Below are 26,048 nucleotides of genomic sequence, written 5' to 3'. Positions count from 1 at the left end.
CATCACCATCTTTTTATTATTTAATTTTTCTCCATTCACTTGGTGTGGTTCCCACACTTTTTTTAAACTGTTTATAGAAATAAGCAGTATCCGAATAACCGACCTTTTTGCCAATTTCACCTGCACGATAATGGGTGGTTTTGAGGAGCTCCTTTGCCTTTTCCAATCGGTACCGGTTTATGTATTCTGAAAAGACTACCCCTACTTCTTTTTGAAATAATTGCCCCAAATATATGGCATTTACATGAAACTGCTGGCCCAATGTTTTTAACGAAATCCCTTCATGATAGTGGGCATGTATATAATCAAGGACATTTTGGACAATCGGACTGCGATTATTGACCTGTTTGTGGATCGAAAAAATTAATTCCTGACAATATTCCTTCAACATCGCTTTCATCTCGTCAATATCAGAGCTATACACCATTCTTTCTATTGCAGCTGTATAATAGGAGAGATCGTTCGGCTGCAACGAAAAATGGATATAAGAAAGTAAATCAAAGATATATTTTCTGGCAGCTTGCGGTGAGATAAATTTTGAATTCTTTGTAAGATCCTGAAAAAATGAATCAATCAGTTGTAAACCTGCTCCATTTGCTTTCAATAGCTGCTTTACAATCGTTTCTTTAAATTCTTGCTGTTTTTTTAATTCTTCATGCTTATCAATTGTCAGATGTTCTGAAATAAGCACATTTGGGACTGAATATAGCTGCAATAAACTATATTCCCTTGCAATCATAAAACTCTCTTCTAATTCATCTAACGCTATTACCGGCTTTCCCATCGCTAAATAGAATAAACCGGCCCCGCTATTTTCATCTCTTAGATACTCTACCAAGCTTTGATTGTATTGATACAATTCCTCTTCCTTTTCGCTCCCCAAAATAATGATCAGGTCTTGATTGGGACTAAATAAACAAACGGCTGAGCAATGGTCCTCAATAAAGCTTCTGATTTTCTTTAAAATCTCAGCTCTGTAATAGTTTTCAAAATTTAAAATAGAAACTGCATAATACGGCTGAGTAAACTGGAGATCATATAATGACAATCTTTCAAGACAGTCATTCTTATCAATCTCGCCATTTAAAAACCGCCATAATGTATTATCCAGTAGGTTAGAAGGTTCCTGTGCCTGATTACCTCCCGACACTGCATTCATTTTCCTGCCTATATTTTGAATGGTCGTTAATAGTTCTTCCTCATCCACAGGTTTGACCAAATAGTTTTCTATCCCTAATAACAGACCTTGTTTAATAAACCCGAACTCCTGGTAACCAGTTAAAACAATACTTTTCACCTTCGGCTGGACTTTTTTCGCTTCTTCAATTAAGTCTAAACCGGACATTTCTCCCATTAATATATCCGTAATAAGTAAGTCGATTGGGTGTTCTTTAAGATAGGCAAGAGCCTCCTCCCCGCTCTCAGCACGCGACACGATTTCAAACCCATAGTCCTCCCAATCCAGGAGAGCTTGAAGGCCTATCGTAATTAACGGTTCGTCATCGACAAGAAGCACCTTATACATGGCTGTTCCCTCTTACTGGAATAGTAAGTGTAACAATCGTTCCTTTATCTTTGATACTTTTGACAGAAATGCCGAATGGATCTCCGTATTTCAGTTTTAAACGTTGATGGATATTTCTTAATCCAATTGAATCCATTTCATCTCCCTCTTCACAATTAAGATGATGGACAATCATCGCAAGATCCTCCTCTGTTATCCCCTTACCATTATCCTCCACTGTGATTTCCAACTTTTCCCCAAGATGAGTGGCACGCACGTGTAACTCATTGTCAGCCCGGTCCTTTCTAAAACCATGAACAAAATAATTTTCTATGATCGGCTGCAAAATTAACTTTTGCACAGGTGTTTGCTCCACATCACTAGGAATATTAAAATCAACCTGTAATTTATTTGGGAATTTAAATTGCATTAATTTTAAATACTGATTTACATATTCAATTTCCGTATATAAAGGAACCGTGTCTTTTGACTCTAACGAGTAGCGAAATAGTTTTGATAAATGGAAAATCATTTTACTAGAAGTTTTTGAACCCTCTACGACAGCTACCATCCGTATAGCCTCTAACGTATTAAATAAAAAATGAGGATCGATTTGTGCCTGAAGCGCTTTTAATTCCGCTTGCTGCTGCTTTAAATTTAACAGGTAAAATTGTTCAATATAATTATTCAACTCTTCTAACATCGAATTGATATTGACTGCAATCCTTGATAACTCATCTTCATGTTTGGATTCCGGTATCCTGGCATCCAGATTTCCATTCTCAACCTGCCGAATAATCGAAACAATTTTATTAATACGCCTTGAATAATTTCGAGTAAAGGAATAGGAAATTAAAATGGAAATAATGATGAAGAATATAATGACACCCCACATAGTTCCCCTGACAATCGTCAGCTTTTGCCACCCTCTATCGGGAATAACACTGACATACGTATAATCACCCTGGTTCGCAATGGTACTTATATAAAAACGGTCATTCTTCCACTTTATTTTTTTCTCATTTGTTTCAGGCTTTATCTGTTTGATCATATCTAAGGGAACATCACCCTTATTTACGGAATAGATGATATTGCCTTCAGCATCCACGATAAAAAAGGAAGCAGGTACTCCATCGTGCTTTTTGACCATCTTGTCTAGACGATTAGTAGAATAAAAAATAGTAATCTCACCTATTTTTTTCAAGGTCACTGGATTGTTAACGACAATTTTTTTGGTAAAGGTATCTCTTAGTTTCCTGCCTCTTGGAATACCATCCCCGCTAAACTTGGGAAACCCTTCTGAAAGAAGTGGGCCACCCAAATACATGGAATGATCGATGATGCTTTTATTCCATCGTAAATTTTGATAAATGAGCAGGTATTCTACCGAAGGGGTTTCCAACGAACGTAAACTGATTGCATTAATATCGCTATCTTGACCGAAATAGGCATTGAAATACGTATCAATATTATTCGGTACAAATGACGGGCTCTCCGAAAATTTATCTAGACGATATTCCAAATATTTCGAATACCCGTTTTGAAGGGCAAAGGAAATATCGTCAATGACATCCCCTTTAACATAAAAATCCCTTTTGGATCGATTAATATCTGCATCTTTAGCGGAAAAGTAATCCTCCACCCGTTCCATCGTTCTGGTATTGACGTTCACTTCTTTTTGAATAATAACTTCGGAATAATAGTTAGTAATCGTCACGATTAAAATAATAATGGTTACAATAATAGTGATAGATGATGCCAAGAATAGTTTATTAAATATCTTTTGAGTAAAACGTCCTTTTCTTCTTAATTCCATTTTGATGTCCTCAAATTATACTTATTGTTTTTTCTAGTCTACCACTGGATACAAATCCATAACACACCTGTACGGTTTCTATGGTTTTGATATCAACGGAATAAGTTGAAATAAAAGCAAGCTGAGATGTTCCACCCAGCTTGACTTTTTTGTTATTATTTTTGCTTGCTCTTCCATTCGTCAAATTGCTTTTGAATTTCTTTTAAGACTTTGTCAATTCCAGCTTCTTTTAACTTCTTATTATATTTTGGCAGGTACTCTTCTGGGTCAACAGAACCTGTTGCCAATGCCGGATAGAATTCTTTTGAAATATTTGTAATCGAGGCAAGCTCAGATCTTACTGGGTCACTGTTAAAGTGGAAACCAAGTGTTGGCGCTGTTTTTGCAGATTTGTTAAACTCTTCGAATTTATCCCATTTATCTTTAGGATCATTTTCATACAAATCCAAAACAAAGAAGTTTCCAAGTGAATAAGATGGAACATTATAACGATCTATACGTGCTGGAAGGTCTTTAATCATTCCATCCTCATTCTTTTCGTAATGAACGCCTTCAATACCTTTGTCAACAAGGTTGCGCAGATATGGATCTGTGTTAAGCAGTGTCAGGAATTCCATTGCTTTCTCAGGATTTTTTGATGTGGCTGAGATTGCCTGAATGGAACCGGATACAGAATCATTAATGGTAATCGGATCTTCAGCCGGAACGGAAACAACATCATACTTAGACGCGCGGGACCACAATAAATCAGCATATGGCTGAGAATCACCCATGCGGACAAACCAGTTTTCTACATCCATCGGCCAGCTGTCTTTACTTGTCGCTGCATCTTCTTTAAGAAATCCAGATTTATAATATTTATGCATTGTTTTATATGTTTTCATTGTTAAATCAGACTCAAATTGATTGACCACATGGTCTCTATCGCCTTCCATAGCAAAGGCAAATGGCATTTCATTATTAAAGATATAATCGTATGGCAGATAGGCTTTGAATGTAGCCATTGGTGTTACGCCAGGTTCATTCGCTTTAATGGTTTTTAGCATCGGTTCAAGATCTTCCAAGGTTTTTACTTTTGAAAGATCAAAGTGGTATTTGTCTACTAGGCGTTTATTAAATGTATAAACCGATTGTCTTGCTGCCTCTTTATTAGTAGGAACGCCATAAACTTTTCCGTTGACCTTAATTCCTTCTAACAGGGCCGGATTGAGAGTCTCTTTAAGTTCTTTGCCCTCTTTTCCTAACATATCGTCAATGGACGCAAATGCACCTTTTTGGGCATTTTGAACGTAAGAGGTGCCATTGGTAAAGATAATATCAAATGGTTCCCCTGAATTGATCATCACTTGTGATTTTTGATCCCAATCCCCCCAGTCAATTTGGGTCATTTTCACTGTGGCATTAATTTTTTTCTTTGTATACTTGTTGACTTCTGCAAAGACTTTCTCAGTATCTTTTTGCGGGGTTCCAATGGTGTACCATTTAATTTCATAAGGTTCGCCATTTTTACCGCCTTTTTCTGATGTGGCACTGTCTTTGCTGGTGCAGGCAGATAGAAGGGTTCCAGCTGCCAGTACGGATGCGAGAATAATGCCTAACTTCTTTTTCTTCATTCCTCTTCTCCTCTTTCTGTTGATTATTCTTTAACGCCGCCAATCGTCAGTCCGCTAATAAAGTACTTTTGAAAGAACGGATAGGAGACTGCAATGGGTAAGGTGGCGATTACAACCATAGCCATTTTGGCCGTTTCTTGCGGAATCGTATCAAATAAACCTTTCTGCATGATCGCAACATCCATATTTTTTCTCATAAATTCAAGATTGGCCTCTATTTTCATGAGTAAAGCTTGAAGCGGCACCAGATCGGGGTTATCAATATAAAGCAAGGCTGTAAACCAGTCATTCCAATAACCCAGTGTACTAAACAAGGCAATCGTGGCAATCCCCGGTAAGGAAAGCGGGAATATGATTTGGAAGAAGATCCTCCATTCACTTGCCCCATCTATTCTTGCCGATTCTAAAATCGATTCAGAAACGGACTTTAAGAAGAAAGTTCTCATGATGATAATGTAAAACGCATTCATGGCAAGTGGCAGGATCAATGCCCAAATGGAATTTTTCAAATGCAAAAATTGGGTGACAACGATGTAAGTCGGCACTAGCCCGCCGCTGAAAAGCATCGTAAAGAAGGCCAGGAACGTGAAAAATTTTCGATACTTAAATTGCGGTCTTGAAATCGCGTAGGCATAAAAGGTAATCATGAACACACTGATCATTGTACCGATAATCGTAATAAAAATCGTGACACCATAGGAGCGGAAAAAGGACTCCTTCATACTCCATAGATAATGATAAGCATCCATGCTCCAATCCTTCGGGATCAGTTGAAAACCGTTCCTGACAATACTTTCCTCACTTGTAAACGAAATGATAATGACATAGATAAAAGGAAAGATACACGTAAACGCGAGAATTCCAAGCAGCACACTAATAATGGCATTTGCGGCCGGATGCATATGTTGAGGATCTCGATACTTTTTCCTGGGGATCTTAGCCTCAGCCTTTTTACTTTCTTCTACTGTTTTTGAAATAGCAAGCGATGAATGGGTTTGTTCTAGTTTTGGCATATCATTAGCCGCCGGGCGACTTTTCCTCCCTTCGTAAAGAAATGAACATTAAAACAATGCACTTTCCTCATCTACTTTTCGGACAATGTAGTTGGTAATGATAACGAGGATAAATCCAACAGCCGACTGATATAGACCTGCTGCCGTGCTCATACCAATATCCCCCAGATTCATAAGACCGCGGTATACGAATGTATCAATAACATTGGTAACTCCATATAGAGCTCCCGAATCTCTTGGCACTTGATAAAACAATCCGAAATCCGAGTTGAATATTCGGCCAATATTCATGATGGTTAAGATAATCATTAATGGCTTAAGCATTGGCAAGGTAACATGTTTAATCTGCTTCCATTTTGAAGCACCATCAATCATTGCTGCCTCATAATACGTCCGGTCAATCCCGACGATGGATGCTAAATAAACGATACTGCCGTAACCTACACCCTTCCACATGCTCATAAACACGAGAATAAACGGCCAATATTTCGACTCGCTATACCATGAAACAGGGTCAACATGGAACCAGCCAAGAATATGATTTAACAAACCGTGTTCCGTACTTAAGAAAGTGAAGACAAAGTAACTGCCGATAACCCAAGAAATAAAATGCGGGAACAAGATAGAAGTTTGGTAAACCTTTGACAGCCTCTTATTGATTAACTCACTAAGCAAGACGGCTGTTGCAACCGCCGTTACCAGCCCTAATACAATAAAGACAAGATTGTAAAGGATCGTATTTCTTGTAATAATCCACGCATCATTCGTACTAAATAAATATTTAAAGTTGTCAAAGCCAACCCATTCACTATTCATGACGCTGGCAAAAAAACCATCGGGATGAATCCGGAACTTTTTAAAAGCCAATACTTGTCCAAACATCGGCAAATACGAAAATAACAGCAGCCAAAGTGTTCCTGGTAAAACCATAAGCAGCCAAACTCGATTTTTATAGAGATCGTTTACTATCCTTTTCATATTTCTCCTCCTCCCGCTTTAATGTAAGCACTTCCATATACTTATTCTATAGCGAAAAGAGCCCTATTTATAGTTGACTAATTTGGGATTAAGTGCAAAAATCTTAGAATTTACCACAACTTATGTTTAACAAATGGTGAAAGTGAGAATGCAGGATTTGCGGATCATAGTTAAAATGAGCCGAAAATAACTGAGTCGAAAAAAGTCCACAAAATATTACCCTATCAAATAACCGACTGGAGCGATCCAGCCGGTTCATTTTTGTCCTATAAAACTCGAAAAGTCTTAATCTCATACGGTTTGATTTCAACCTCAATAGGTGATGCCGATTCTTCTCCGATTGGTTCTTCCATCAAATTGGTCTCCACCCATGAAGTGATGCCTCTGGCAACATCCAGAGAAACCTTGCCTCTTCGTCCTTCATATTCGTGCAAGCGGATAATGATACCGTTACCATCATAAGCTGGCTTAATGGCATCAATCCAAACATGGTCCGAATCCATTTCCAGGAATGACTCTTCCTTTGCCCATTTCCCTTCGACAGCGGCAACAGGGTCGTTCAAATCCCACGCTTTCTCCACGGTCTTCGCTTTTCGCCATTCCCCCTTATGCGGATAAAGCGAATAAACAAACGAATGTGTTCCTTGATCTGCTTGTGGATCAGGATGAATCGCTGATTTTAATAAGGTGATCCGCATTGTATTTTCTTTAATGTCGTAGCCATATTTGGAATCGTTCAGTAAACTTACCCCATAGTCCGGTTCTGACAGGTCGGCCCACTGATGGCCGACCGTTTCAAATTTGGCCAAATCCCAACTTGTATTCCAATGGGTTGGGCGCTTCACATTTCCATATTGAATATCATAGGTGGCCTCAGTTGCGCGGATATCCACAGGGAAGGCTGCCTTCAGTAATTTTCTCTTTTCATGCCAATCCACCGTTGTTTCAAAATCAATGCGGCGGTCATTGTGATAGAATACGACCCGCTGAGAAATTGCAGAATGGTGATACGTCCACTTGGCAAGAAGCGTAAACGCCAATTCACCATTTTCCACTACTTCAAATGTTACTAAATCACGGATTTCTTCCATTTTTTCTTGATAAAAGATATCGATATCCCAAGCATCATGGGCAAGCGGCTTATCTTCGAAAATTTGCAGGATATTCCCCTTTTGATTTTCAGCGAGAACTTGGCGATTGCCTTCCTTATCAAACAGCGACGTGAGTTGGCCATATTCATTCCATTCAACATGGTAATACGGTGTTTCTAATTTCCGGTCTTGATAGATAAAATTTGATTTAGTCTCCTGAATGGCTACCACCGGCTCAAAATATAAAGTCTTGGCACCAAAGGATGGAAGGGTGTCGACCTCAATGAGCCAGCCGTTATCCCGTTTTTGATGGGTTAAAATTTCTCCCTTGCTGTTTTTCCAAACACCTCCGGCAAAGTCAGTAAATTGAGGTACCGCCACATTCTTCTTACCCTTATGGTGGGTCGCGTTAAATAGTACGACAGAGCGGTCATCCTGTTCGACTCCATGCTGGATGATACGGGATTCCAGGTTTCGGACTAACTGGTGCGCTTCCTTGTATTCTTCCTTGGCATCCTCGTACACTTCATGAATGGAGGAGCCAGGAATAATATCATGGAATTGATTGCGCAAAATAATTTTCCAGCCATTTTTCAGCTCGTCATCCCCCATCCATTGGCCATTTTCGGAAAGCCAAGAAGTTAGGAATTCGGCCCGTCTGTATAAAAGTTCCAATTTCCGATTCATCTGCTTCATAAATGCCTGGCTGGTATAGGTGCCCCGATGGTACTCCAGGTAAAGCTCGCCATCCCAATTATGGATATAGCCATTTGCTTCTGAAACATTCTGGTGAAGCTTGTCAAAAAATTCTCCGGCTGTCGACGTTTTCACCTTCGGCATCCCTGGCAGTGAATCAAATCTGCGGCGCATTTCAAGCATATGCCGGTTGACGCCGCCGCCGCCATCACCATATCCATAGGAAAGAAGCAAATCTTTGGATAACTCCTTATCACGATAGCCTTTCCAAGCGCCATTCACCGTTTTTGCAGAAATAAAGCCATTATACGTATAGAACCAAGAGTCCGGGGAATTCCATGGCTCTGGCGTCGTAATAAAATGCGTTAAAATCTCCGTACCATCGATTCCTTTCCAGTAAAAGGTATCATGCGGCATCCGGTTATACTGGTTCCAGCTGATTTTAGTCGTCATCATCGTTTTGATGCCTGATTTTGTTAAGATCTGCGGCAGTGCCCAGCTGTAGCCAAACACATCCGGAAGCCATAAGTACTGGCAATCGACGCCAAACTCTTCTTTAAAATAGTTTTTCCCGTGAAGGATTTGGCGGACAAGCGATTCGCCGCTGGGAATATTACAGTCAGCCTCAAGCCACATGGCACCGCCGGCCTCCCACTTGCCTTCTGCCACTCTTTCCTTTATTTGAGCGTAAATCTCAGGGTAATCGGTTTTAATATAGTCATAAAGCTGCGGCTGTGTTTGCAAGAATAAATATTCAGGGAATTGCTTCATTAAATGCAAGACCGTTGAAAAGGAACGAGCGGCCTTCTCCCTTGTATTTTTTAACCGCCAAAGCCAAGCCACATCAATATGGGTATGGCCGACTGTGTGTATGGTGATGTCTGATGATTTGGTGAAGGACTGAATCGCTTCTGTAAGGCTTTCCTCCGCCGCATAACAGGACTGATAAAATTCTGGACTGCCGGGCTCGGTCCAATTAATCAAATGCAGGGCATCCGAAATCAACTTCTTCAAAATGGTATAGGCTGAGTCGGACTCACTTGTTTCTTTTAACACCTCATTAGCGGCTAACAGCGTATAATAGAGGTTATCTACACGGGGATCTAGCCAGCCGATTGCGGCCATTTGCAGTTTAAATTCATTTTCTGTCGGGATCCCTCCACCCTCAAGACCCGACCAGAGTCTGAAATCCAAGCGGATCGGTCCCTTAGCCGTTTGATCATCGAAGAGAACTTCTTCATGGTTGGAATCGACACCTTGATAGGGTTTGCCATTGACAAATAAAAGAGATTCAAAGCCGGAATTATTGCCCCCGCCCGTTTTTCCAAACGAGAATAGGCCGACCATCTGCCGATCGGCATAGGGCAAATGAGTATCAATCTCTGCATGAAGCCATATATATCGATCGCGGCCTTTCCAGTAGTCGCCGATTTTCATTACATTTTGTTCATCATAGGCAGCCGGTGGATAGGCGCCGATTGCACCCTCATCTTCATGGACGAAAAATTGCTTAATTCCCGTGATGTCACGGTACCGGTAACCCTCTAATTCCCTGATGCGCTCTTCAAATTTTCTTTCCGTTAAGAACATGTTTTCACCTCATCATGACTAGTTATTACAATGAAAAGTTTCCTGCAGTGACGATCCGATGATAGACATTGCCGCCTACCAGCCCGTCAACAATTTCCCATGGCCCATCATGAAGCAATCGTTTTTCTTCCAATTCCTCAATCCGGGGAATTCTTCCCTCGAGCCACTCCTGAATCCGGTATTTGACGGAATCAATCCGGGTCATGACACCGCCGTAACGAATATCGATCACTTCCCAGCCAAATGGCTTGTACGCTGCAAACCAGATGCTTCGGTGCTTTTGCCTTAAAAGATCAACATTCGCTTGGATTTTATCCAAAGTAATAAGAATGGATTTCATTTGTACATAATCGTTGTTCTGATACGCCTCTAAGATCCTTATGCCGATTTCCGCTTTGTCGGCCAGCACCATAGCCAGTTGTCCATATAGACCAAAAAGGGCTTCCCATGCTGGATTCTCCCGTCTGGCTTTATCAAACACCGGCGCCAGCTGTTGATAATGCTCCCCTAAAGAAAGACCGCGGACATTCTCATCATATAAACCTATTAAACTATCTTGGTAGAGCAGCACTTTCGACGTCATCGAGGTATTCATGTTATCCTCCATAACACCAGGGGTTTCATCCAATAATTTCAAATTCATAAAATCAGCAAAATGTCCCTCACCGCAAAATTTAAAACGCTCTGACACCTTTTCAAGGGACACTTCCTTCTGGTAGGTGTGCTCGGCAAATAATTGTAAAATTGGATAAGCGGTTGCAAACGGCGTTTCGGCCCCGTTATCCCCCCACAATGTGACAAAGATTTCCCCGATTCCTTCCTTTTTGCAGGCAGCCAGTGCGGCTTCTGTTGTCGCAATCGCCTTGCCATAGTTCGGCGCTAGTCCATTCCAGGTCCAAGCCCCGCCGGCAAAAATCGGCGTGGAGCCGAGAAGCTTATGGTTTTGAAAATCTCGTTCATACACTTCTTGTTCTTTCCGGTAATAGTTCCAATAAACAAGCTCCACATCCGGAATTCCGTCAAGAATATTTTGACGGATGCTGCCGCTTTCATCCTTATAGGGGCTGTTTTCGGCAAACAATGGGAAATACATATCGCTCCAAATCATCGGTTTTAGACCCAGCTTATTGGTAATGGAGACCACCTTTTGCAGATGTCGATTCATGAGATCAATATGGTGTTCAAAACCATGCTTCTCTAAATATTTTCCTAAGCCAAGCTGAAACGTCTCGTCCATGCCGATATGAATCCGTTTGGTCCGAAATGGCTCGGAGGCTGCTTTAAGACAGCTCTCTAAAAACTCATACGTTTTGGGCTCATCCACGAGTAAGATATCATCTGTGTCTTTGAATCCGGAGGCATAATTCCATTTAAGGCCTTCCCGTAAGTGGCCCAATGTTTGAATGCAAGGGATCATTTCAATTCCGAGCTTCCCTGCATATTCATCGCAGGCTTTTAACTCCTCAAACGTATATCTTCCCCGCATATATCCAAAATAAGGATATTCCTTCACCTCATACGTATCCTCCGTATAGAGCATCAGGGTGTCTAATCCCATCACCGCCATGTGCTGGAGAAGCTTCTCTACTTCAGCAACGGTGGGAACCGCATTTCTCGACGCATCCAGCATCACACCACTCATGTTAAACTGTGGATTCTCTGTTAAATCGAATTCGTTACTTTTTTGAAAATTCTCCAGCCACAATCCGAGCGCCCGGAAAAAGTGAACCGGCTTTTCAAACGAAATTTCTCCTTGTCCGCTTTTATTCAAAACCCTTAACGGCCCTTTCTGATGTTTCACTTGAATCGGATAACCATCAGTAGAAAGTTGAACATTTAATCGTTTTGAAACAAACTCAAGACCAGCTGCTACTGAAGATGTGTCTCCCTTTAAGAACAGTTCCACTTGTTTTCCCCCTGTATTTTCCATATTGTTAATACTGCTGTGCTCTTTTCTCTAAAAAGGAAAATCGGCTGAGACAAACCCTCATGATCCAAAAGGCAGGAGCCACCGCAGAAATAAACGGGATGAGGCCAGGAACCTGATGGATCAGGTAGCCAATCACAAAAAAACCGGCGCCAATCCATATGGTTGAAGGCAAACCTGTTAAGGTGATGAGAAAGGACTGTTTGATATATTCCTTACTGGAAAGCTCGTAATGGGCATAGACGGCAAAGAAATAGCCAACAGCTACTATTAAAACAATCACTAGGATGTATAGGATAATCGAAATAAAACTAGCAAAAACACCTGACATATAGCTCTCTGTAATCCTGATATCGATAAACAGAAAAAGGCCAATGCTGTAAAAAACAAGGCCTATTCCATTACTTCGCTTCCATTCTTTGAAATACACTTGCTTAAACGTCTTCCAAACAGGGACATCTGTATCTTTTCTCAGCCATTTACGAACAAGGGTAAACAGGGCAACAGATGCAGGGAAAAAGCCAAAAATCCCTAACCCCAAGCCGGTAAAGGCAATCCAGCATAAATTTGCTGTGATTGCCCTCCAAATCCATTCACAAGCAACGATCATCCATGGAACTTTTTTCATACGGCACCACCCTTTCCAATAACCTGCTCAAAAATAAACTTAAGCTTGATTGCTGTAATTTTTCATGAATTGATGATAAAGCGGACTTCCGTTCACTGCTTTACCTGATAAACTTAGCACGAATTCACTAAACATCGTATTCGCCCACGCGAACCAGTCCCTTGTAAATTCCTCAGGACAATCGGCGTTAAAGCCTTCATGCATAAAATTCGTACCGCCATCTGAGTTTTTAAAATAAGCAAAGATTTGCTGTTTTTCCTCTTCATTTGTCGCGGTCATCCCTTGGATGGCAAGGGCAATATGCCAAATATAGTGGTCTGGCGTATGCGGGCTGCCGATACCATTGGCATACTTCCCTTCGTAATAATAGGGATTATCCCTGCTTAAAAGGAAACTTCGTGTATTTACATACGTCGGATCATCAAATGGGATGTACCCTAAATACGGTGCCGCAAGCAAACTTGGAACATTGGCGTCATCCATTAAATGGACGCGGCCTTCCCCATCGGTTTCATAGACATACATCTCACCGTAGATCGGGTGGTCCAATTTCGCATATTGTTCAATCCCCTGCCTAATTTCGTCACGAAGTTTTAAGCATTCTTCTTTTAAGGAAGAATCAGTTAACACCTCATCACACATTTCAGCCGCATATCCCAACACGACAACGGCAAACATATTCGCCGGGACAAGGTATCCGTATGTGCAAGCATCATCACTTGGACGGAAGGCGCTCCAGGTCATTCCGGTCGGAACAACACGCCCGCCTTTTCCTTCTCGAATTAATGTATCGGATTGGCGCACATCGGCCCGCTCAAACCGGTAAGGAGACTTGTTTTCATGATCCTGCTCCGTCCTCCAAACATGGATAATCTTCTCGAGCACTTCTTGGAACGTTTCTTTTATATAGGAAGTACGTCCGGTTGACTTCCAAAACAGATAGGCAAGCTGGATCGGATAGCATAAAGAGTCAATTTCGTATTTCCGTTCCCAAATATGGGGTGTCATGTTGGTAAGATCGGTCTGATGCCCCTTGCCATTTTCCGTTTCATTAAAAGCATTGGCATAAGGATCATGTAAGATAAAGGCGAATTGCTGGCGAATGACCCCTTCGAGTAAATCAGCCAGTTCTTCATCCTCCTCTGCAGCAAGCAAATAGGGACGAACTTGTGCTGCTGAGTCTCTTAACCACATCGCCGGAATGTCCCCGGTTACGACAAATGTTTTTCCGTCTTCTAGTTTTTTCAGCGTCGTGGTATACGTATTGACAAAGCATTGTTCAAACATTTGGTGTAATTTTTCATCCCCAGGAAAACATTCCTTCACATGTTGGATCAATTTTTGCATCGATTTTGGAATTAGTGCTGTCATCTTTCCCTCTCCTATCGCTTTGGTTGAAAACCTAGTGTAATAATTTCATAGCCAGCCACTTCATACTGGTCGCTGGAATCCTTGGTTTTTTCTTCAAGTATCGTACTCTTATAAGATCTAAAATCCGGCTGGATGGATGCCTTAAGACTTTTACTAGTTAGCGCCGGATTAAACCAGCGAATCATCACGTCGTCACATTCCTCCGCCACTTTCATGGATGCCCACGCAAGGCCCTCGGACTCCCACTTCACAAACTGATGGTCAGCTGGCAAGGTTCCTTCATGGGCACTTGTCTGAATAACCTGAAGGGGAACTTTATATTGATAAGCCTCCACAAATGCTTTTGACGCCACCACATCTTTTTCATGCGGGAGCACTTGCCATTCGGCTGTTTGATTCCCTAGGCACTGAGCCTCCGGTGTCGGGAAGTAGCCCCAGTCGCCAAGCTCTGCAACCGAGCGAAGTACGGTGAGGGCAATCGTTCCGTCCGCCGGCAGGATTTCATATTCCTGAAGACCATCCGTGGCCACGGTTAAGCCTACTTCGTCATCCGCAAGACTGGCGAAGCGCTGCTGATGATGACAGAAGCTTGGATTTTCCCATTCCTTTTCCGGTGTATTCGGGCGTGTCACAATCTCAAAAATACTGTCTGCCTGGTGTGTTTCCGTTTTCAATCCTGTTGGGAAAAGGACACGCAGGCGGTGATCCGTCGCTTGATTGTTAATGGTCAGTTTGAAGGCTGGACCCTTCATTCCTTTTTCAAGAGTGGCAACGGTACGCAGTGTGATGGTCGTCGTTTCGCACGATCTGCCTGCTTCTCTTTCCTTATGCCAAATCAAGCGGTTCCGTTCGATCGCTAATCGATCGTCCGCTGAAACCGGGATGGTTAAGGTGTGCGTAAATTCAAGCTCGGTTCGAAGCCGTGTTTTTTCAATGAAACGAAATTCGGCCGGCACACCCTTTGTCGTAATCGGATCATGTCCTTTTGCTTCCTTGTACATATATTCATTCCCGACATCCCCTGTGTCCTCGTAAATACCGAGACAATGGAAAGTCTTGCCGGTTGCTTTATTCGTTAGATCATAGGTGCCATCCTCATGAAACAGGATGTGAACATATTCATTTTCCATCTCCATACCGCCGTCGGCCGAGTGTTCTTGGAGCTGCCCGCCAGGCTTCTCCTGCGGAATAAGATAGAATGTCTTGTAGCCGAATGCCGGTATATTTTCTGCAAAGAAGGACAGCTTGGCCCGTTTGGCAAAAAACGGCTGGCGGAATTTGTCATCCGGTAAATCATAGCCAAACTCAACCACCGGGTTTTCCAGATGACATTCGATGGTATTGCCCGCTTGGTCCACCAGCTTGTAGGACGGCATGTCTTTATCCTGTAAATAGATTGGAATTTGCTCAAAATGCATTTGGGAGAAATAGACTTTTTCCAGATCGACTGTTTTCGTGACGACTTCGTCTTTGTTCCAGCCCGTTGTATTCAAGACAACAAGAGGAATTCCGCCTTCCGGTGCGCCAAAAGTATCAATTTTACGGACAAGCTCCGCTGCATGCTCCTGAACAAAAACCTCTCCCATTTGCGAAACCGTTTCAAAGCGGGTCACCATTTCGCGGTGCACCTCATCCACGCTGCAGCCGCAAATGCTGTCATGAGGGTGATTTTTCATCAATGATTTCCACATGAAGCGGAGATATTCCCTTGGGTAAGTCCCGCCTGCTAAAAAGGCCATGCTAGCGAGCGGTTCGGCAATCTTTTCCAAAAGAGATTGACAGTGGTTGTTCCATTGCTTTAAATAAATCCGGCTGGATGCGGTATTGACTAGCGTCGACCAGCCATCGGTCCGCTGATTGCGCAATTCTCCTTCAATGACCTGCAGTTTCTCTGGAAGAGCTTCTTTTAAAGCCTTCGTATATTCATCAAAACTTGAATGCTTAAACGTGTAATCAGGATATAAACGGGATGCGGTTTCAATGGCCTGCGGAATCGTTTTTTGCAGCGGCTGGTGGTCACATCCGTTCATAAACAATAACTGATTGGTGGACGCATATTTTTCGGCATCCCGGAGCTTCATATCCCAGAATTTTTTCGCTTCCTCTTCGTCCACCGGGATTTCATTACCGTTAGAATACCAATTGGCAAAAAGAATTCCCAATACATGGGAGCCGTCCGGTGATTTCCAGATCATCTCGGAATAAGGAGATTCATAATCAGGAGAATCTGACACCGTGTTATTAAACCCGGTCGGTTTTACGCCTCTTCCGAAGGCAGCCGTATCAATCCCCGCTTGCTTTAAAAGCTGGGGCGCCTGCCCATAAATGCCGAAAGTGTCAGGAAAATAGCCAATTTTTGATACATGTCCATAAGCTTTGGCATCATTTAAACCGATTTGCAGGTTTCGGACATTTGCTTCAGAGCTTGTTAAAAAAGCATCCTGCAGCACATACCACGGTCCGATATGCAGCTTTTCCTCTTCGATTAATTGTTTAACGATCTCCCGGTTTTCCGGATGAACGGCAAAATAGTCTTCCAAAAGAACAGTCTGGCCATCAAGATGGAACGCTTGAAAGGCATTTCCTTCTTTTTTGAACTGGTCTATTAAATCATTCATAAGCTTTATGAAGTAGTAACGGTGCTGTTCAAAAGGCAAGTACCATTCCCTGTCCCAATGGGAGTGAGAGATAATATGTGCAGTTTTGTTCATAGATTCTTACCCACTTTCCTTTATTTCAGCGATACGAAAACGCTATCATTTACTTTGACTTCATTTTAACAAGCCAGGATTTTGGAGCAATAGATTACTAGTAAGTCCTATGGATTTTACAGTGTATCTTAAAATAGTTCATAAAAAAGGGGGCAAACCTCATTGCTTTCATGCAATGAGGTCTGCCCCCTTCTCTTATTTAATTTCCATTATTGAAATCCTTTTTTAATTCCTCCATCCGATCCATTAACTGAACCAGACGGTCATAATTTGTTACCTGTTTTCGTAAGGTTGGATGAAGCTTGTTGTAGGCAACTTTGCAGTCATTGACACGATTCTTATCATCTAACGTCAATTGATCCACGTCAGGAAGAGCGTTGATTTGACGAATGACTTGCGTTACCTTTTCGTTCAAGTAAGCGGCACTAAACCTTAGGCTTTCTCTTTCATCTTCCTGTTGGATAGTGTAATAGATTCTTCCAGACTCAGAACCGAAATCCAGCTGTTCAAATGTGATCGTTCCGTCTTGGTCAGCCGTCTTTTCTGCCAGAATACTCTTTGCATCTAAGGACTTATATAATCGAACCGTTTGACCTTTTTTCACTCTTTCAATGGTTACCTTATCTTGGGCCCCTGCATGATTTTCAGCCTTTACAAAATGCATCATCACATTTTCTGTTCTCGGAAGGGCAGAACTTTCAAACATCTGCCAATCATAGATACGGATCGCACCCCAAGGGGAAGTACCGCTATTATAAATCTGCAGTTTGAATTCCCTTGCCGTAACAGGCTGATCTAACACCACATCTGTCACAGCTTTCGTATTATCTGTAATCCGTTTGGCGCTGATCCATTCGCCGTTTTGATTTTTATAAAGCAGCTCAAAATCCACGGTGTTCATGTTATTGGCTTCCCCGCCATATTCAGCATGTTCAACACGCCAGCGGCGGATTGTTTTCTCCTCACCAATATCAATGGTCATATAACCGGTTTTCAAATTGGTTGCGCACCATTTACTATTTGCGAGGGCAGTTCCGTCCAGTGCTTTAGAGGCAGGTTCTGCTGCATTTTCAGCGGAGACAGAGGTTACTTTGGCCTTTAACGCCACATTCGGAGAAGTAGGGTTTTTCTCGATCTCGGTTGCATCCGTTCCCATGCCCCAGTCAAAAGAAACTGTGGCGGCTTGACCGCGTACATAATCCTGATTGACCGGCACCACTTTCAGTTTCGTGATGTTATCAGCCGAAGCATTTTCAATCGTTCTCGTAATATTTGGTGTATAGAAATAGTTATTCGGTGTTACGCCCAATAGTGTTTCCACACCATCAGCATTCTCCTGGTAAACCTCATAATGCAAGACATTCTTCTGCTCGGACCAGCTTAGGCGGGCTTCCGCCTCAAAGGCTGTTTTCGGCATCTTTTCCATAATTTTCACATCAGCAGGTTTCGTCAGCACGGCTGCTGCGGCATCATAGACGGACAGCTCGCCTAAATGAATCGAGTAGTTTTCCATTTTTTCAGCGTTGTTGACTTTCAGACTTAGCGCATAGGCTGTTTTCCCAGCATCCTTTCCAAGATCAACAACCGCTGTCTGCCAGCCATCACCCGACTTAGGCAGCGGATAATATTTCATGTTGTTTTGTGCATAGTCTTCACTATAGGCCACACCCAATGACACATCCGCTCCCGATTGGTTTTGATAAACAACACGGACCTTTGTTGTGTCCGTAATCGGAAGTTTTGAACTGTACAGCATCGTGTTATTGACAGACCCCGCTTCGAGTGCACCGCTAAATTTCAGGGAATTTCCTCCGTTAAAGGCTTTATCAAAATCATAGGCTACCTTGATTTTGCTGCCTTGACTGCGGATCCACCAGCGCCAAGTCGGCATGATATCCTGGATAGAGCGGTTATTCCACTCAAGTTCATTGGCGATTTTCCCGTTCACAAAATATTGTTTTCCGTGGCCGCTGTTAAAGTTAGTGGTAAACGGCTTAGATTGAATAACAGATGCATCAGTGACAAAACGCGCCATCCCTTTCCACTCAGCCGAATCATCTGCACGGGTGGGATCACCCTGCGGACCTGTCCATAAATTCTTTTCTTTTTCATGGAAGTCAGCAGGATCAGCCGCTAATCCCATTGTCGAGTTTGGCGCATAAAGGGCAATCGACACTTTTGGCTGTTTCTTTTCATCGAGCAGTGCATTGGTATTAATTTTGGTATTATAAGAATTCTGTTGAATTTCAAAACCCGCATAGGCATCAAACGGGCTGCGGTTATGGCTTCTCATCGTTTCTACTGTGGTGTTAATCTTACTGGTTGTCCAGTTATAGTTTAAAAAGAACTCATCAACGGCATATATCCCATCTTCTGCCGGTTTCACATACATGTCATTTTTGCTGTTGATGGAATCCTGATAGTTGATGGCTCCCGTATTGTCCTGCGCGTCATACCAGCTGACATTCAGGTTGGAATTCCGTTTTATATAGCGCATCATTTCATTCATGCGTTCAGCAGTGGCCTTGCTGACACCAGACGTTTCCTGATTGAAAAAATAGCCGTCAAAACCATAGTATTCCGCTACCTCCATCATCTTGTCAGCGACTGGGAAACTGCCATCTTGTTTCTGCTGTGTGAACTTTTCGATTTCGGCGACTCCCTCAGCGGATTTGCCCCATGGGAAACCAAGCGTAGCATAAACAGGCACCCCATTCCGGTGGGCAGCATCGACGATATCCGGTGTAGGAATCGCAAAAATTCCTTCATTGGTTCCTGACCAGTAAATATAGGAATCTAGTAATTGCCAGTTGTCGAAAGCATAAACATTAAAATCATTGCCTCCGACAGAGCTGGCCTCATCATGATTCCAGTTCGTAATCGCAGCAGAGGTGATGCCAGCTTTTGGATTTGCCAGCGGATTAACCTGGGAACCTTTAAAGCGATTTTTGTTTAACGGAATGCTGGCACGGTCTATTTCGGCATCCGGGTCGTTTTCAGGCGACCAGTTCAGAAGTGTTTCCACCTTGAAGGCCGGTGCCAGCGGTTTTAGACTGAGCCTGTCCGCATAATTTTCATTGACGATGTCCGTCCCGTCCCCATTAACAGCGGCTTTTGCCCCGGGGACATCCAGTGAACCGAGTAACATGAAAGCAGCCGATACAGATAAAATGCGGCCGAACAACTTGCTTCTATTTCTCCTCATCTTGCTCCTCCTCTAATTCAAGCCTGCGGGACGGTTCTCATGGCTTTCTCCCAAGGTTCACCTGGAAAAAGCCAGCGGAACCATCCCCATGGCCCCATGGTCATGGTTATGGATTCAGAAATCCATGGACTTCAAATTCAAATATCCTCGCAGCCGTATCGCCGCCTTGGGTTGGTTTGTCAATCCATAAACGAACATAGCGTGCGTTTGTTAACGCGATGCTGTGTTCCGAAACAGCCGCTGTATTATCCGTAACCTTAACAGCCTCTGTCCAATTGACTCCATCCGTGCTTACTTCAATCCTAAAGGCCTGGGTGTTAAAGGCTTGCGGTTCCCCGCCCGCTTGTGCATGGCGAATGACAAACTTGGAAAGAGCAAATTGATCTCCAAGATCAACCTGCAGCCAATGAGGAGCATTCCCCAATGCACACCATTTACTGTTTACTTTGCCATCGAACGCATACTTCGCTGCTTCAGACGGAGCACATTGTCCACTGGCGATCGCGGTCTTATTCAATGCCACATTTTGAATGTCCTTGGCTGCTTCAGAAATGGTAATCATCGCTTCTTTTGTCAGGACACTTTCACCCTCGCTGTTTTTCGCAATCAGGGTAACCGTGTAGACGCCTTCTTTTTCATAGGTGACGACCGGATTTTCCTCATTACTCACTGCTGGGGTTCCACCTTCAAAGTGCCATTCCACCTCTTCTGTTACTTCTGATGAACGATTAAGAAAATGAATTTCCTGCCCCGGAGCCGCTACCGTTTGATCGGCACCGAAATCGGCTTGCGGCTTTGGATATGGCGGCCAATCGAAGGTAACCGATGTCGGTTCGCTGCGTTTGAACTCTTTGTTCACCGCAACAATTTCCAACGTGGTGCTGCTTTCTTTGCCACTTCTCTTCAGATTGGATAGGTAATACACCTTATTAGGGGTAGCACCAACAAACTCTTTTTCATTGTTCGGCAGCTTCCGGTAAATTTCATAGTGGCTCACATCGGAATCAGACGGCATCCAAGCAAGTGCAACGTCCGCATAGATTCCTTTATTAAACTCGATTTTATTTACCTTTGCATCGTTCGGAGCAAGGATGGAATTATGCTTTTCCTGTTTGTTATAAACCTTGATTTCTCCGATATTGGTCGTAAAATCTTTCTCATCCTTATCACTTTCAACCAAAAGCGAAATGGCTGCGATGTTTTTACCACTGTATTTTTTTAGTTTGAATGAATCAGTAGTCCACGGTTGATCCGTTAGTTTTTCCACATCAAAGAACACAAATTGGTCGGGTTTGTCAGTAAAGCTGACTCCAAGTTTCATGTTTGGCTTTTTCAAATCTGTTTTGTATGTCAGCGAGATTTCCGTATCCTTTTGAATTGGCAGATTGGTTTTATAAAGCTTAATATGTGTTGGGTTGTCCGCCTCGATTGTTCCTGAAAGCTTTAACGAGCTGCCGCCGTAATAGGCTGTATCCCAATCGAAATCGACGTTAACAGCCTGCCCGCCCTCTTTCAGCCAGCGCCAGGTCGGAAGGATATCCTGGAGACTGCGGTTATTCCAGGACTGATTGCTTACCGTCGTTCCATCTGTAGCGAAAAACTTGCCGCTTCCTGTATTAAAGTGCGTCACAAAAGGAAGCTCCTCGATCGCGGTTTTAGCCGTAAAGTAATGGGCCATCCCTTTCCATGCCCCGTTATTGCTGGTTACTGCAGGGTTTTTGGACTTTCCTACCCAAAATTCATTCTCCTTCTGATAAAACTCCTCCATAGTGCTAGCCGTTTTAAAGGCCCAATCCGGACGATAAATACCTAAAGAAGTTAACGATGCTTTACCCTCAGGGAAGATCCCCTCCCAAGGAACGTTAGTGCTTGTCCCATTTGCTTCCACATCAATCCCGGTAAACAAATCATACGGGCTTCTGCCAATTTCCTGAGCCTTGTTAACAGAAGATTGCTGATTGCGCCACCAGAAGTTTAAAAACATACTGTCAGAAACACGTGTCTCCCCATCCTGCAGGAAGCTGCTGTTTTGATTGGTCAACGCATTTTGCCAGCTAACCCTCCCGTCCTTTGTCATCGAATCGTACCACATGATATGCATGCCTTCACTCTTATGCTGCTGAAGATAGACAAGGAAATCCTTCATTTTTTGAGCTGTCTTGGCATCTCCGCCTTCGGTTTCCTGGTTAATAAACCAGCCGTCAAATCCGTAATAGCGTGCCGCTTCAAGCAGCTTGTCCGCCGCTGGGAATGAGCCGTCCTCCCGTTGGGTCAACATTTGGTTCAGCCACGCAACTTTTCCGCCATAGACGGTCGGTGGAAAGAAAACGTTTCCCAAAATCGGTACGCCATTTTTATGGGCAGCGTCAATGACGTCCGCACTTGGCGGCACGATAATCCCTTCACCGGAAGAACCTGCCCAATACACCAGGATGTCGACGTATTGCCAATAACTAAAGGTATTCGCCAAAAATTCCTTCCCGCCTTGGGACGGTACTCCACTCGTTGTAGGGTTGAGTGCAGACAAAGCTACTACCTTTGCATCTGACTGGGCATTTTCATTGACTTTGTATAACACTTCCCGTTTGCCCAATGGAATTTGGCTGCGGTTAAACACCGCATCCGGATCGTTTTCTGGCGTCCAATTTAATAATTGCTCAGGATACCAATAAGATGATTCTGGCTGTTTGGCATAGCTTGTGTTGGGTGATAACCCCATCACAAAGATGCCCAAAAAGAAAACCAGCCACAAAAAGCCCTTTTTCACATTTTTCACTGTTTCTCCTCGCTCTCTATCTATTTTTTATATTGAAGCTTATGTAAGCATGCTTCCCCTTTCCCTGAATGGGACTATAGAATGATAGCGCTGTCAAAATTGCCTTCGATGATGTTTTTCCGTCAGTCATTCCCATTTGACTCATTTTTTCCCATCTTATTCCGAGCGGTTTTCTCCGTCAATGAATTATAAAATGTGATTTAGTTTTTCCATTATCTCTAAGGTTTTTCCATTAAAAATCCCCATGATGTGAGTAACTGGCAATGACAAGCAACTGAATCTATGTTGACATAATCAGCCCAGATTGACGATTCCAGACACTATTTCGATATTTCATTTTACGGATACTTTGAAAGTTTAAAAAAACTGGATAGCCCCTTTAAGGCTATCCAGAAAATTGTATTAATCAATCTTAATAATTAGTAGAATCTCTTTTTATGCCTGGAATTTTAACGTTTGATTTTACATGGAAAGATTTTAAGTAGGAATCACGATAGCAAAATGATATCAACGAAACCAAGCACCTAAATGAGGTGTATTTTTTATGCCCAAAAAAACTGTTGAACGATGACAAAATTCGCCCTGTTTCCCTTCTAACCAAACGTTTGATTAGTTTCAGTTCAGCCCTTGATATATCTGGGCTAGTCCCGCCTTGTCCATAAATAAATTGTTGAAAAACAAACAAAAAATAGTCGAAAAACAGCCTTTAAACCACTTTCGTCACTAACTGACACACTTTCGACCAAAATCCAAATAGAATATACTAATCAAACGTTTGATTGAAACAGTTGTAAACACTGCTATATATGAATTTGCCTTGCAACTCAAGATTGAAGATTGTCGAGATATGCTACTATATTTCGCAGGAAATAACTCACTTTTCAACAAAATCGGATAGGTTACTTTCCAAATTACATAATGTATAAAAACACTGTACAGCATATATTTGTTTAAAATTACCATTAATAATATCGCCAATGTTCCCCATCCTATAGAAGAAAAATATAATTGGAGGTATTTTCATGGCACAATTAAGAGATATCATGACATCAGATATTGTTACCGTTAACGAAACACAGACCGTACAGGAAGCTGCAGCGTTAATGAGCGAATATAATATCGGAGCTATCCCAGTAGTAAATAACAGCAGACAAATGGTTGGAATTGTAACGGATCGTGATATCACCCTTCGTACGACAGCACAGGGAGAAAATGCACAAACACCAGTCTCTCAAGTCATGACTGCACAGCAAATCGTACAAGGTACACCTGATATGGATGTTCATCAAGCAGCAGATTTGATGGCACAGCAGCAAATTCGCCGATTGCCGGTAATTGAAAATGGACAAATAGTGGGAATGGTTGCTCTAGGGGATCTAGCCGTACAAAATCAATATGCAAACGAGGCAGAACAGGCATTACAAAGTATTTCTACTCCTTCCGCACCTCAACAATAGTAAGGGGCTACTTTTAATTAGCACAGACTCATACCTTGCTGGCTGCGTATCCGGAGAGACATTAAAACCATGCTGGAACAACAGCATGGTTTTTGATATTTGATCAGACTAAACATTTTTCAACCCATTCTATCAATCTTCGATAAATCGGAAGGGGCAAGATTAAGGTACTTCTTAAAAACAACAAATGTCCCTCACAGTATCCGAAAATACGAATAAAAAGAGCATGAACGCCGTCCCAATGAATCTCCCCTAAATTAAGAGGCGACTTTTCTCAATTGATCGATTGGATCTTTTACACGTTCAACTTTGCCAACTAGGAAGATATATGACAATGCTCCCGTTAGGGTTACACACGCAATGAAGGTTAGTGCAGGGGCAAAGTTACCGCCTTTTACCAAGAATCCAATAACGATTGGAATAATGATAGAGGCCGTACCACCGATGAAGTTAAATACCCCTCCAGCTATACCGATTAATCGTTTTGGAGCCAAAAGCGAAACAAATACCCAAGTAATCGAGGCGAAACCGTTACCAAAAAAGGCAATAGACATAAACATCACGATTAATCCAGGACTATCAACATAATTTGCACCGATAATGGAAGTTGATAATAATAAACCTGTAATAATAGGGGCTTTTCTTGCCTTATCTTTTGAAACACCCTTTTTCACGAGGAAATCAGAAAGAAAGCCTGCTGATAAAACACCTACGAAGGCCGCGAGAAACGGCAATGACGCTAAAAATCCTGTCTTAATAAAACTTAATCCTCTATATTCCACTAGATAGGTAGGGAACCATGTCAAAAAGAACCAAAGTGTGGAGCTCACTGCAAATTGTCCAATAAAAATGCCCCACAGTTTTCTACTACTCAAAATTACACGGAAATCCTTTGCTCCAATTTTAACCTTTTCTCCCTTTTCTGACGCTTCAATAAATCCGTCTCCTTCGCGGATATAATCAAGTTCCGATTGATTGACCTTTTTACTTTTATTTGGATCGCGATAGAAAATATACCAAAGGACTGACCAAGCAAGACCAACGATACCGGCAATGATGAACAATCCCCGCCAGCCAAAGGATTGCTGTAAGAAGATAAGGGTTGGTGTTAAAAAGGCTAGTCCAATAAATTGACCAGAAGTGTAAATGGAAATCGCTCTAGCTCGTTCATTTTCTGGAAACCAGCTAGCTGCTACCTTACTGTTTGTTGGAAATGCAGGGGCTTCAAACATACCCAAACCTACACGTAATAAAAACATTCCAGAGAAACCGCTTGCAAACCCTTGCAATAAAGTCATAATAGAAAATCCTGCAATACCAATAGCGTGAGTGTTTCGGTTTCCTAACTTATCTAAAACCCAGCCGCCAGGAATTTGCAGGGCACAATAGGTCCAGCCAAAAGCAGAGAAAATTAAGCCCATTGTGACAGAGTCTATTCCTAATTCCTTTGTTATAAAAGGAGCGGCTATGGAAATATTGCTACGGTCCATATAGTTAACAATGACCGTTATGAACAACATGAACACAACACCATAACGAACCTTAGTCGCTTTATTATTCATTTTTCTCATTCCCTTGTAGTCATTTTTTTGATCCTTTTAACGTCCAATCCATACATCTTTCGAAATGCGCTTAGAGGACTTACCTTCGCCGCATTACCCGGTGTTCAAAG

The 26,048-nt window shown here is 42.4% G+C and carries 14 protein-coding genes; 1 reads left to right on the top strand and 13 read right to left on the bottom strand.

Translation table 11 applies throughout. The features are described from left to right. Positions 1-16 precede the first annotated feature (16 nt). The 12 genes from KW850_RS20485 to KW850_RS20430 form a co-directional block, all read right to left on the bottom strand. Complete coding sequence (locus tag KW850_RS20485) at positions 17-1,525, bottom strand: response regulator transcription factor (protein WP_218349613.1); 1,509 nt, start codon at positions 1,523-1,525, stop codon at positions 17-19. Continuing rightward, positions 1,518-3,320: a sensor histidine kinase gene (locus tag KW850_RS20480; RefSeq protein WP_218349612.1), complete on the bottom strand. Its 1,803-nt coding sequence runs from the start codon at positions 3,318-3,320 to the stop codon at positions 1,518-1,520. The genes KW850_RS20485 and KW850_RS20480 overlap by 8 nt, the downstream gene beginning before the upstream one ends. 155 nt (positions 3,321-3,475) lie before the next feature. After that, positions 3,476-4,933 carry an ABC transporter substrate-binding protein gene (locus KW850_RS20475; protein WP_218349611.1) on the bottom strand — a complete coding sequence of 486 codons (1,458 nt, stop codon included), beginning with the start codon at positions 4,931-4,933 and terminating at the stop codon, positions 3,476-3,478. A gap of 23 nt (positions 4,934-4,956) precedes the next feature. Then, the gene (locus KW850_RS20470) at positions 4,957-5,835 is read right to left on the bottom strand and encodes a carbohydrate ABC transporter permease (RefSeq protein WP_218349655.1); all 879 of its coding nucleotides are present in this window, start codon (positions 5,833-5,835) and stop codon (positions 4,957-4,959) included. A gap of 159 nt (positions 5,836-5,994) precedes the next feature. After that, positions 5,995-6,924 (bottom strand): ABC transporter permease, encoded by a 930-nt coding sequence (locus KW850_RS20465; protein ID WP_218349610.1) that lies wholly within the window; start codon positions 6,922-6,924, stop codon positions 5,995-5,997. A 266-nt stretch (positions 6,925-7,190) separates the two neighbouring features. Then, on the bottom strand, positions 7,191-10,301 hold the full coding sequence (locus KW850_RS20460) for an alpha-mannosidase (protein WP_218349609.1): 3,111 nt from the start codon (positions 10,299-10,301) through the stop codon (positions 7,191-7,193). 25 nt (positions 10,302-10,326) lie between these two features. Then, positions 10,327-12,207 (bottom strand): beta-N-acetylhexosaminidase, encoded by a 1,881-nt coding sequence (locus KW850_RS20455; RefSeq protein ID WP_218349608.1) that lies wholly within the window; start codon positions 12,205-12,207, stop codon positions 10,327-10,329. A 28-nt stretch (positions 12,208-12,235) separates the two neighbouring features. Beyond that, positions 12,236-12,856 (bottom strand): YesL family protein, encoded by a 621-nt coding sequence (locus KW850_RS20450; protein ID WP_218349607.1) that lies wholly within the window; start codon positions 12,854-12,856, stop codon positions 12,236-12,238. A gap of 39 nt (positions 12,857-12,895) precedes the next feature. Continuing rightward, complete coding sequence (locus KW850_RS20445) at positions 12,896-14,227, bottom strand: glycoside hydrolase family 125 protein (RefSeq protein ID WP_218349606.1); 1,332 nt, start codon at positions 14,225-14,227, stop codon at positions 12,896-12,898. A gap of 11 nt (positions 14,228-14,238) precedes the next feature. After that, entirely contained in the window at positions 14,239-16,938 is a 2,700-nt protein-coding gene (locus KW850_RS20440) for an alpha-mannosidase (protein WP_218349605.1), read from the bottom strand. Positions 16,939-17,137: 199 nt separating this feature from the next. Beyond that, positions 17,138-20,143 carry an endo-beta-N-acetylglucosaminidase gene (locus tag KW850_RS20435; RefSeq protein ID WP_218349604.1) on the bottom strand — a complete coding sequence of 1,002 codons (3,006 nt, stop codon included), beginning with the start codon at positions 20,141-20,143 and terminating at the stop codon, positions 17,138-17,140. A gap of 106 nt (positions 20,144-20,249) precedes the next feature. After that, complete coding sequence (locus tag KW850_RS20430) at positions 20,250-22,919, bottom strand: endo-beta-N-acetylglucosaminidase (RefSeq protein WP_308128830.1); 2,670 nt, start codon at positions 22,917-22,919, stop codon at positions 20,250-20,252. Positions 22,920-23,941: 1,022 nt separating this feature from the next. On the opposite strand from KW850_RS20430, the gene KW850_RS20425 reads away from it, so the two are divergent. Continuing rightward, positions 23,942-24,376, top strand: a complete 435-nt coding sequence (locus tag KW850_RS20425; protein WP_218349603.1) for a CBS domain-containing protein — start codon at positions 23,942-23,944, stop codon at positions 24,374-24,376. Between the two features lie 257 nt (positions 24,377-24,633). Here the strand turns inward: KW850_RS20425 and KW850_RS20420 are convergent, their stop codons facing one another. Beyond that, positions 24,634-25,938: an MFS transporter gene (locus KW850_RS20420; RefSeq protein WP_256358355.1), complete on the bottom strand. Its 1,305-nt coding sequence runs from the start codon at positions 25,936-25,938 to the stop codon at positions 24,634-24,636. Positions 25,939-26,048 lie beyond the last annotated feature (110 nt).

This window comes from Bacillus sp. sid0103, assembly GCF_019219025.1.
This window is presented reverse-complemented; position numbering and strand designations above follow the sequence as displayed.

Bases quoted from the DNA above. Each gene is read 5' to 3' on its own strand.
- KW850_RS20445 (WP_218349606.1), bottom strand. From the start codon at position 14,227: ATGACAGCACTAATTCCAAAATCGATGCAAAAATTGATCCAACATGTG.
- KW850_RS20460 (WP_218349609.1), bottom strand. From the start codon at position 10,301: ATGTTCTTAACGGAAAGAAAATTTGAAGAGCGCATCAGGGAATTAGAG.
- KW850_RS20480 (WP_218349612.1), bottom strand. From the start codon at position 3,320: ATGGAATTAAGAAGAAAAGGACGTTTTACTCAAAAGATATTTAATAAA.
- KW850_RS20440 (WP_218349605.1), bottom strand. From the start codon at position 16,938: ATGAACAAAACTGCACATATTATCTCTCACTCCCATTGGGACAGGGAA.
- KW850_RS20475 (WP_218349611.1), bottom strand. From the start codon at position 4,933: ATGAAGAAAAAGAAGTTAGGCATTATTCTCGCATCCGTACTGGCAGCT.
- KW850_RS20450 (WP_218349607.1), bottom strand. From the start codon at position 12,856: ATGAAAAAAGTTCCATGGATGATCGTTGCTTGTGAATGGATTTGGAGG.
- KW850_RS20425 (WP_218349603.1), top strand. From the start codon at position 23,942: ATGGCACAATTAAGAGATATCATGACATCAGATATTGTTACCGTTAAC.
- KW850_RS20465 (WP_218349610.1), bottom strand. From the start codon at position 6,924: ATGAAAAGGATAGTAAACGATCTCTATAAAAATCGAGTTTGGCTGCTT.
- KW850_RS20435 (WP_218349604.1), bottom strand. From the start codon at position 20,143: ATGAGGAGAAATAGAAGCAAGTTGTTCGGCCGCATTTTATCTGTATCG.
- KW850_RS20485 (WP_218349613.1), bottom strand. From the start codon at position 1,525: ATGTATAAGGTGCTTCTTGTCGATGACGAACCGTTAATTACGATAGGC.
- KW850_RS20420 (WP_256358355.1), bottom strand. From the start codon at position 25,938: ATGAATAATAAAGCGACTAAGGTTCGTTATGGTGTTGTGTTCATGTTG.
- KW850_RS20470 (WP_218349655.1), bottom strand. From the start codon at position 5,835: ATGCATCCGGCCGCAAATGCCATTATTAGTGTGCTGCTTGGAATTCTC.